Origin of the sequence: Bradyrhizobium sp. SHOUNA76 (assembly GCF_023006445.1) — a bacterium.
Taxonomy (GTDB): Bacteria; Pseudomonadota; Alphaproteobacteria; order Rhizobiales; family Xanthobacteraceae; genus Bradyrhizobium.
In genome coordinates this window covers 1-9,667 of record NZ_JALBHA010000217.1, presented here as the reverse complement: position 1 = coordinate 9,667, position 9,667 = coordinate 1, and the positions used below count along the sequence as shown (strand labels likewise).

General features: G+C 65.0%; 8 protein-coding genes and 1 pseudogene. 8 read left to right on the top strand and 1 reads right to left on the bottom strand.

Translation table 11 applies throughout. The annotated features are described in order from the left end of the window. The 6 genes and pseudogenes from MOV74_RS21345 to MOV74_RS21320 all read left to right on the top strand — a co-directional run. Nucleotides 1-174 (top strand): annotated as a pseudogene (locus MOV74_RS21345) (formimidoylglutamate deiminase); the annotation flags it as partial. After that, entirely contained in the window at nt 171-899 is a 729-nt protein-coding gene (gene hutC / locus MOV74_RS21340) for a histidine utilization repressor (protein ID WP_246926368.1), read from the top strand. The pseudogene MOV74_RS21345 and the gene hutC, both read left to right, overlap by 4 nt. 84 nt (nt 900-983) lie before the next feature. Next, the gene (locus MOV74_RS21335) at nt 984-1,928 is read left to right on the top strand and encodes an ABC transporter substrate-binding protein (protein ID WP_246926365.1); all 945 of its coding nucleotides are present in this window, start codon (nt 984-986) and stop codon (nt 1,926-1,928) included. Nucleotides 1,929-2,001: 73 nt separating this feature from the next. Then, nucleotides 2,002-2,775, top strand: a complete 774-nt coding sequence (locus MOV74_RS21330) for an ABC transporter permease (RefSeq protein WP_246926363.1) — start codon at nt 2,002-2,004, stop codon at nt 2,773-2,775. Then, complete coding sequence (locus MOV74_RS21325) at nt 2,772-3,557, top strand: ABC transporter ATP-binding protein (RefSeq protein ID WP_246926361.1); 786 nt, start codon at nt 2,772-2,774, stop codon at nt 3,555-3,557. The genes MOV74_RS21330 and MOV74_RS21325 overlap by 4 nt, the downstream gene beginning before the upstream one ends. Then, complete coding sequence (locus MOV74_RS21320; protein WP_246926360.1) at nt 3,550-4,782, top strand: Zn-dependent hydrolase; 1,233 nt, start codon at nt 3,550-3,552, stop codon at nt 4,780-4,782. The genes MOV74_RS21325 and MOV74_RS21320 overlap by 8 nt, the downstream gene beginning before the upstream one ends. 67 nt (nt 4,783-4,849) lie before the next feature. On the opposite strand, the gene MOV74_RS21315 is transcribed toward MOV74_RS21320, so the two are convergent. Then, a complete protein-coding gene (locus MOV74_RS21315) occupies nt 4,850-5,782 on the bottom strand; it encodes an AraC family transcriptional regulator (protein ID WP_246926357.1) in 933 nt (310 codons plus the stop codon). A 1,568-nt stretch (nt 5,783-7,350) separates the two neighbouring features. Between MOV74_RS21315 and MOV74_RS21310 the strand changes: the two genes are divergently transcribed. Next, nucleotides 7,351-8,505 carry an MFS transporter gene (locus tag MOV74_RS21310; protein ID WP_246926355.1) on the top strand — a complete coding sequence of 385 codons (1,155 nt, stop codon included), beginning with the start codon at nt 7,351-7,353 and terminating at the stop codon, nt 8,503-8,505. Between the two features lie 158 nt (nt 8,506-8,663). Next, on the top strand, nt 8,664-9,667 hold a 1,004-nt coding region (locus MOV74_RS21305), incomplete at its 3' end, for a winged helix-turn-helix domain-containing protein (RefSeq protein ID WP_246926353.1).

The following is a 9,667-nucleotide window of genomic DNA, read 5'->3' as shown; positions in this document are numbered from 1 at the left end:
CTCGCGGGACGACAGGGCGATGCAGCCATCGACGGCTGGATCTTTGCTGCAGGCGGCGGCGCGATCGACTGCGTCTGGGCCGGCGGCCGCAAGGTGGTCGAAGGCGGCCGGCATGGATTGCGACAGGCCGCACGCGAACGCTTCAACGCGACAGTGCGGAGGCTTGTCGCATGAGCCTCGCCACCGATACAGCCGACCAACCAACATTGTACAAGCGAATTCGTGCCGACATAGAAAAGCGCATCCTGACCGGTGAATGGCCGCCGGGCCACCGCATTCCGTTCGAGCACGAGCTGGTGGCGCGCTACGGCTGCTCCCGCATGACGGTGAACAAGGCGCTGTCGGAGCTCGCGCAGGCCGATCTGATCGAGCGGCGGCGGCGCGCCGGCTCGTTCGTGCGCCGACCGCAACATCAATCCGCGGTCCTCAAGATCGCCGACATCCGCGCCGAGATCACTGCGCTGGGGCGCGCTTACGGCTATGAGCTGATCCAGCGCAAGCTGCGCGCCGCGACCGCGGCCGACCGTGACCGTCTCGGCGTGAGGAAGGCCGGCAAGGTGGTCGCGATCACCTGCCGGCACAGCGCCGACAACGTGCCGTTCGCCGTCGAGGACAGGCTGATCGACCTGTCATCCGTGCCGGATGCCGCGACCGCGGATTTTTCGCGCGAGCCGCCCGGCTCGTGGCTGCTTCATCATGTTCCATGGACGGAGGCCGAGCACACGATCAGCGCCATCGTTGCGGATGACCACGCAGCGGACGCGCTGGCGATCGCCGTCGGCGCCCCCTGCCTCGTGATCGACCGTTACACCTGGCGCAGCGCGCGCACGATCACCGCCGTGCGCCTGCTCTATCCCGGTGACTCTCACCGCCTTGTCGCGCGATTCAAGGGAGGCTGAGAGAAAATGTCGGCACAAATCGTGCAACGCTACATGAAGAGATCAACAGGACGTCAATCCATCGATCGGCAGAGGACGACAATCATGCGTAGTTCGACGATATTTGCGACAATCATTGCCCTCGCGGCCTCCACTCCCGTGCTCGCCGACGACGTCAAGGTCGGCGTCGGCATTTCCGGATGGACCGGCTTTGCGCCGCTGACGCTGGCGAAGGAGGCGGGCATCTTCAAGAAGAACGGCCTCGACGTCACGATCAAGAAGATCCCGCAGAAGGACCGCCACCTCGCGATCGCCTCCGGTGACGTCCAGTGCGCGGCAACGACGGTCGAGACCTGGATTTCCTGGAACGCCAACGGCGTTGCGACCAAGCAGATCTTCCAGCTCGACAAGAGCTATGGCGCCGACGGCATGGCCGTGCGCAACGATCTCGCCGCCATCAAGGACCTGAAAGGCAAGACCGTCGCCGCCTCCGCGCCCGGTACCTCGCCGTATTTCGCGCTGGCCTGGATGCTCAAGAAGAACGGCCTGTCGGTGAAGGACGTCACTGTCGTCAATCTCGAGCCGGCCGCGGCCGCGCAGGCCTTCGTCTCCGGCCAGAACGATGCGGCGATGACCTATGAGCCGTATCTGTCGACGGTGCGCGCCGCGCCCGACAAGGGCAAGATCATCGCGACCACGCTGGATTATCCGATGGTCATGGACACCTTCGGCTGCACGCCGAAGTTCCTCACCGAGAATCCCAAGGCCGCCAAGGCGCTCGCCGACAGCTATTTCGAGGCGCTCGACATGATCGCGAAGGACCAGGCCAAGGCCTACGAGATCATGGGTGCCGACGTGAAGCAGACCGGCGAGCAGTTCGGCAACTCGGCAAAATATCTGCGCTGGCAGGACAAGGCCGCGAACCAGAAATTCTTCGCCGGCGACTTCCTGACCTTCAACAAGGAGGCCGCCGACCTGCTGCTGGAAATCGGCATCATCAAGGCCGCGCCGAAGGTCGAGGACCTCTTCGACGCGAGCTACATCAAGTAAGCCTCTCGAGAGCCGCCGGCCCCGTCTCGCGGCGGGGCCGGCAAATCTTTTCAACGCCCGGATAGACAGTTTGATGCGTCCCCTGGACCCCGTTACGTCGAAGCAGCGTGTAGCCTATGGCCTTGCGTTCTTCGTGCTGTTCGTTGCCCTCTGGTCCTGGGCAACGCTCGGCGGCCATGTGTCGAAAACCTTTCTCGCCAACCCGCTGACCATGGTGCAGGAAGGTTATGACCTCCTGGCCAAGCAGGGCTTCGTCTACGACATCGGCATGACGATCTGGCGCGTCGTCGGCGGCTTCGCGCTGGCAGCCATCATCGCCGTGCCGCTCGGCGTGCTGATGGGCGCCTACAAGCCGGTCGAAGCATTCCTCGAACCGTTCGTCTCCTTCGCGCGCTATCTGCCCGCCTCCGCCTTCATCCCGCTCCTGATCCTGTGGGCCGGCATCGGGGAATTGCAAAAACTGCTCGTGATCTTCATCGGCTCGGTGTTCCAGGTCATCCTGATGGTCGCTGTCACCGTCGGCGCCACCCGGCGCGATCTGGTCGAGGCGGCCTATACGCTCGGGGCCAGCGACCGCGGCATCATCCGCCGCGTGCTGCTGCCCTCCTCCGCGCCGGAGATCGCTGAGATCCTGCGGCTGGTGCTGGGCTGGGCCTGGACCTATGTCATCGTCGCCGAGCTGATCGGTTCGTCCTCCGGCATCGGCCACATGATCACCGACAGCCAGGCGCTGCTCAACACCGGGCAAATCATCTTCGGCATCATCGTGATCGGCCTGATCGGGCTGCTCTCGGACTTCATGTTCAAGGCGTTCAACGCCTGGCTGTTTCCGTGGAGGCTCGCGTGACAACCCTCAAGATCGAACAGGTCTCCCGAACCTTCCCGGCTCGCCACGGCAACGCACCGACCAAGGCGCTCGAGCCGACCGACCTCACCATCGGCAACAACGACTTCGTCACCATTCTGGGCCCTTCCGGCTGCGGCAAGTCCACGCTGCTCCGCATCGTCGCCGGCCTCGACCGCCCGACCAGCGGGCGCGTCACACTCGACGGCCGCGAGGTGACCGGCCCGGGCGCTGATCGCGGCATGGTGTTCCAGTCCTACACGTTGTTTCCCTGGCTCACCGTGCGCGAGAACATCGCCTTCGGCCTGCGCGAGCGCGGCGTGTCCGAGGCGGAGCGGAACAAGATCGCCGACGCCTTCATCCGTCAGGTCGGATTGTCCGGCTTCGAAAACCATTGGCCCAAGCAACTCTCCGGCGGCATGCAGCAGCGCACCGCGATTGCGCGCGCGCTTGCGAATGACCCGAAAATCCTGCTGCTCGACGAGCCGTTCGGCGCGCTCGACAACCAGACCCGCGCCCTGATGCAGGAAATGCTGCTCGGGATCTGGGAACGCGACCAGAAAACCGTGCTGTTCGTGACCCACGACATCGAGGAGGCGATCTTCCTCGGCAGCCGCGTCATCGTCATGAGCGCGCGCCCCGGCCGCATCAAGGCCGAGATCAATGTGGAACTGCCGCATCCGCGCTCCTACAAGATCAAGACGACGCCGGAGTTCGTCCAGCTCAAGGAGCGGCTGGTCGAGGAGATCCGCACCGAGGCGTTGAAGGTTGCCGAACATGCCTGACACTCAGACCCGCACCAATGGCGAGCGTGTTCTCGCCGATCTCAATGCGCTCCGCGCCATCGGCGCCTACAAGACCGGCGTGCACAAGCCGACCTTCTCCGAGCCGCACAAGCTTTCGCTGGAGTGGCTCGTGCGCAAGCTGCCCAACGCCGGCCTCACAGCCGCGATCGACGGCATCGGCAATGTGTTCGGCACCAGCGCAAAGCCCGGACCCATGCTCTTGGCGGGCTCGCACCTGGAAAGCCAGAACTATGCCGGCTGGCTCGACGGCCCGCTCGGCGTCGTCTATGCGCTCGAAGCGGCCCGCGTGCTCAACGCCGATCCCACCGTGAAAGGCGCGGTCGAGGTCGCCGCCTGGTGCGATGAGGAGGGACATTTCGGCCATTTCCTCGGCTCACGCTCCTATGTCGGGCAGGTGACCGAAGCCGACATCGACGCCGCGCGCGATCGAACCAGCGGCCGCACCATGCGCGACGCACTCGCCGACATGGGGCTCGCGGGACGCCCGCGCGTCACCGCCGAGCCGGGCCGGCATGTCGGATATCTCGAGGCGCATATCGAGCAGGGCGACACGCTCGAAAGCGGCAAGCTTGCGATCGGTGTCGCGACCTCCATCGTCGGCATCTGGCAATACCAGATCGATTTCGTCGGCGAGCAAAATCACGCCGGCACGACGCGCATGGCGGTGCGCAGGGATGCCGGGCTGGCGCTGGCAAAGTTCTGCGTCGCGATCGACGAGCGTTTTCCGGCTGCCTGCGGCCCTCGCACGGTCTGGACCATCGGCCGCATCACGCTCGATCCGGGTGCCCCGAGCATCATTCCGGGCGGAGCCGAAATGCTGTTCCAGATCCGCGACGACGATCCGGCCGTCATCGCCCGGCTGGAGCAGCTGCTACGGACCATGGCGGACGAGGCCAGCGCGAGCGGTCCCTGCACCGTCGCCGTTGCGAAGCTGCGCACCGGTGCGCCCGCCATGATGGACGCCGGCTTCCAGGATGCGATCGAAGCCGCAAGCAAGGCGCTCGCCGGTGGACGATCCGTTCGCATGCCCAGCGGCGCCGGCCACGATGCGCAGATGCTGGCAACGGTCATGCCCGCCGGAATGCTGTTCGTTCCGTCGATCGGCGGCATCAGTCATCACTGGACCGAAAACACTGCCGATGCCGATATCGTCACCGGCGCTGAGGTCTTCGTCGACGCTTGCCGGCGCATCCTCGGCGGCTGATGTGACCACAACCGACTGCGCGATCTGACGCGGATGCTGCGGGCAGGCGCCCGGCATCACCGGGGGTTCACGCCTTGGCGCCCGAGGCGCTGGACATCTGTCGGCGCCACACGGCCGGACTGACGCCGACAATCGAGGAAAACACGCGCGTGAAGTGACTCTGGTTGGCAAAGCCGGCCGAGATCGCGATCTCCGTCAGCGGCAGGTCGCGAACACTCATCAACTGCTTGGCGGCCTTCACGCGCTGATGAAGCAGCCATTGATGCGGCGGCATGCCGACGGCGGTTCGAAATGCGCGTGAAAAATGACTGACCGAGAGGTCGAGCTCGCTCGCGATCTTCTGCAGCGAGAGTTTTCCGCCGAGATCGGATTCCAGCCGCTCACAGGCACGTTTCGCCTGCCAGGGAGCGAGACCGCCGCGGGTGGGCTCAGTCCTGCGCTCAAGGCCGCCGTAAGCCTGCGCGACATGGGCGGTCAAGGCAAGCATCATGTGGTCGACGAAAAGCTGGTTGGCCTCGCCCGGCCTGCGCAGGCCTTCCTGCAACGACGCGCCGATGTGGCGGATGATTTCGTCGTCGTGGCCAATTCCGATCTGACAGTCGAGTTCGTCGATCCGCGACGAATTGCACTGCTCGGAGATGCTGTCGAGCGCCGAACGCGGAATGTAGAAAAAAAGCGAGTGGAACGGCTTGTCGATCACATAGCGTGGATCGAGCTTGAGGTCATAGAGATAGGTCGTACCCGCGCGTACGTCCGCCTTCATGATAGATTTGCCGCGCTCCCAGAGCTCGCAATCCGGGTAATCACGAAGCTTCAGGCTGACGAGAAACGCGTCTTCCGCGGTGAGCGAGCCGGACAGGCCGGTCAGCGGACGATCATTCCGCGTTTCAGTGACCGCAAGCTCGGCGCTGCGCAGCGAACGCGTGACCAGGGAGGGCGGCGCTTCCTTCAAACGCAGGAATTGCCCGAGCTTGTCTCCGTAGGCGCCTGCCTGGGTCATCGGATTGGCCTTTCTGTGGAAGTCCGCGTGCAGGCCACAGTGTCCCGCCAGTTCAGGAGCGCATTACAATATCCGGCAGCCGCTGTCCACCTGCCAGCACAAGCGAGCATCACGGGTTTTCACAAACGCACGATCACATGGCGCGGTGTGGGTTCACTCGACACGAGAAAGCCTGCCGGCGACGCATCGTCATTGCGAGCGCAGCGACTTGTCCGCCGAAGCCTCGGCGAAGGCGGAAGCAATCCAGAGTCTTTCCGCGGTGGCGGTTCTGGATTGCTTCGTCGCAAGGGCTTCTCGCAATGACGGAGTATGAGGCGATAGCTCGTTCTCCAAGTAACGCTGTCATTCCCCGCGAGGGCGGGGAATCCAGTACGCCGCGGCTTCTCCGTTCGACCACGGCCCTCTCGGAGGACTGGATCGCCCGGTCAAGCCGGGCGATGACACCGAATGTGTGGCTGCTGCCGTGTCGTAGGGTGGGCAAAGCGAAGCGTGCCCACGTATCTTTCGCGACCGAGAGAGACGGTGGGCACGGCGCAAGAGCGCCTTTGCCCACCCCTACGATATCGGATTTGTGACACACAGCTCGACTCACAGACATGCCTTCGCATTCTCGCGGCTTGAACCACCCGAGCTTTGCTTCGTCTCGTCCCCCTCTGAAATCCAAGAGGGCGCAGGGAAGGCCGGGTGCCGGCTCGCACCCGCGGTCCGCTGCGCGAAATGCACACGCAGGAAGAACCGCACAGCAGCATACAGGTGGTGCCGATCACTCGGCCTTCCCTGCGCGATGGTCGGACGGCTTATGCCGTGATCTCCCGGGAGCCGAACTTTCCTTCTGGCCTCCCTCGCCCCGCGAATTGGATGATGCAGTCTGCCCGGTTGGGCTCGCTCGCACCTTCGCGAAAGACTTGACCGTAGCAACGACGGCCAGGACCACACGGTTTTGCCGTACGCACGGCCCGCCATTTCGCCGCAGTTTTCCCAGCCCAGTCGACAGAGCTGCGAAACTTACAGGCGAGACGAACCTAGCAGCGCCGCTCGTCCGCACGCGGGTCTCAAGCTCACAGGGACTACCCGCCCTGCCCGCCCCATCTCGTGCCGACGCTGCCGCGTCCACCGCAGGCCCGGCTCGCGATGCGTGACGACACAAGATCGCCCCTCTTGGATGAGCCGGGATGGACGACACATACGATAAAACCGAATTTCGGTAAAGTGGAATATTTTTGGCGAAACGGATTGACAGCGCAGCGACACAGCAAGGTGCCGTGGCCCGGATGAGCGCAGCGACATCCGGGACAGTGCGAGATGCCGCGCGAGCGGCCCCGGATTGCGCGGAGCCTGTCATCGGGCGGCGCTTCGCGCCGACCCGTTGGCTCCATCCGGGCTACAGGATGTCCCGGGTGTCGCTGCGCTCACCCGGGCTACGAAAGTGTCGCTCTTCCGCGGCACCGGCGCGCCGCGCGCCTGCGGCTTGTCGGGATCGCCTGCGACAGTTCGGAAATTGCCTCGGACATAAAGCTGCGGCATTTCTCGGGCTTGTCGGCCGCCCTGCCTGCTTCCCCGGAGTTCCCATGTCTTCTGCCGACCGTCCGGCGACACGCCTTGCGACCCGGCTCGCCTTCCTCGTCGCCGGCTTCGGCATCGCGTGCTGGGCGCCGCTGGTGCCGTTCGCGAAGACACGGCTCGGCGTCGACGACGGCGTCCTCGGATTGCTCCTGCTCAGCCTCGGCATCGGTTCGGTCGTCGCGATGCTGCTGACGGGAATCATCAGCGCGCGCCACGGCAGCAGGCCGATCATCATTGTGGGCGGCTTCGGTCTGGCGCTGGTGCTGCCCCTGCTCGCCGTCGCAAGCTCGCCCGCAACGCTGGCACTGGCACTTTTCGCATTTGGCGCGGCGCTCGGCTCGATCGACGTCGCCATGAACATCCACGCCGTGGAGGTGGAGCGCGCCGCGGGACGCCCACTGATGTCCGGCTTCCACGCGCTGTTCAGCATCGGGGGCTTTGCCGGGTCCGCGCTGATGACGGCGCTGCTCTCGCTCCAATTCGGCACGCTGGCCTGCACGCTGATCTGCTCCGTCCTGATGCTGATTGCAATGATCGTGACCTGGCCGCGCCTGCTCCGCTCCGTGCAGGTGCAGGAAGGCCCGCTGTTCGTGCTGCCGCACGGATCGGTGCTGCTGCTCGCGCTGCTCGGCGCCATCACTTTCCTGGTCGAGGGCGCGATGCTCGATTGGGGCGCATTGCTCGTCATCGGCGCGGGTCTCGTCACCGAGGCGCAAGGCGGAGCCGGCTACATCGTGTTCTCGATCGCGATGACCGCCGGCCGGCTCGGCGGCGACGCCGTCGTTGCGCGCATCGGGGACCGCGCGGCATTGCTCTGGGGCAGCCTCATCGCGATCGCCGGTTTCGTGGTCCTGCTCACGGCGCCCGTTGCGGCGGTCGCCATCGCCGGATTCCTGCTGATCGGGCTCGGCGCGTCGAACCTCGTGCCGGTGCTGTTTCGGCGGGCGGCGCGGCAAACCGTCATGCCGACGGGGCTTGCGGTCGCGGCGATCACGACCGCGGGCTATGCCGGGATCCTGATCGGCCCTGCCGGCGTCGGCTTCGTCGCACGTCTTGGCGGATTACCCATGGCGTTCTGGCTACTGGCCGCACTGATGGGTCTCGTCACGCTGTCAGCGGGCATCGTCACAAAGGACACGGGTCGGACCATGCCGACCTAACCCCTTCCGTCTCAAGCATTATCGGGACGAGCCGAAGCCGACCCAAGCCATCTGCGCAGGTCTGTCAGCCATGCGGCTTTCGGCCAGTTTACTGGATGTCTCGTTCTGCTAGACCACAATAAAATACGTTTCGACTCCCGTCGCGGGGGCAATGGCACGTGCCAGCTCATAATAACCAAGACTCGGTCGTTTCATTCGGGCCATTCCGACTGTTTCCAAAGTCCCGGCTCCTGGAGAAGGAAGGGGAGCCGCTTCATGTCGGTGGCCGCGCGCTCGATATTCTCATCTTGCTTGCCGAGCGCCCGGGGGAAGTCGTCGACAAGAGAGAACTGGTCAAGCGCATCTGGGCCGACGTGAATGTCGACGAAGGCAGCCTGCGCTTCCATGTCGCAGCGTTGCGCAAGGTGCTCGGCGATACCGGCAAATCCGCCCGTTATGTCCTCAATGTGCCGGGCCGTGGCTATTGCTTTGTCGCCCCGTTCGCCCAAGCGGCCCCGCAGGTCGCCCAAGCCTCAGCCGACATCAGCCCTCCCCGCTCCCTGCCCGCTCCGCTTGCGAAGATGGTCGGACGCGAGGAGATCATCGAGAAGATCTCGAGCGGCCTTACCCTCTATCCCTTCATGACCGTGGTCGGCCCGGGCGGCATCGGCAAGACCGCCGTCGCCGTCACTGTCGGGCATCGCCGCTCGGCGGATTTCGGCGGCCGCGTCTTCTTCGTCGATTTCGGTCCACTACGCGACGCCAGCCATGTCACGACCACCGTCGCCTCCGTGCTCGGACTGACCGTCAACTCGGAGGATTCGACGCCGGCGATCCTGACATTTCTGAAGACCGGACCTACCCTGCTGATCTTCGACAGTTGCGAGCATGTGCTGGACACGCTGGCCCCGCTCGTGGAGCGCATCGTTCGCGAAGCGCCGCAGCTTCGTGTTCTCGCGACCAGCCGCGAGTCGTTCCGGAGCGAAGGCGAGCGCATCTTCCGGCTGTTTCCGCTGGATTGTCCGCCCGAGCGCGAGGGTCTCGATGCCGCAGAAGTTCTCGCCTACCCGGCCGCGCAGCTCTTCGTCGAGCGCATCGCGCAGAGCTCCGGACCGTTCCAGCTCAGCGCCGAAGAGGCGCCGCTCGTCGCGAGCATCTGCCGGCGGCTCGATGGCATTGCGCT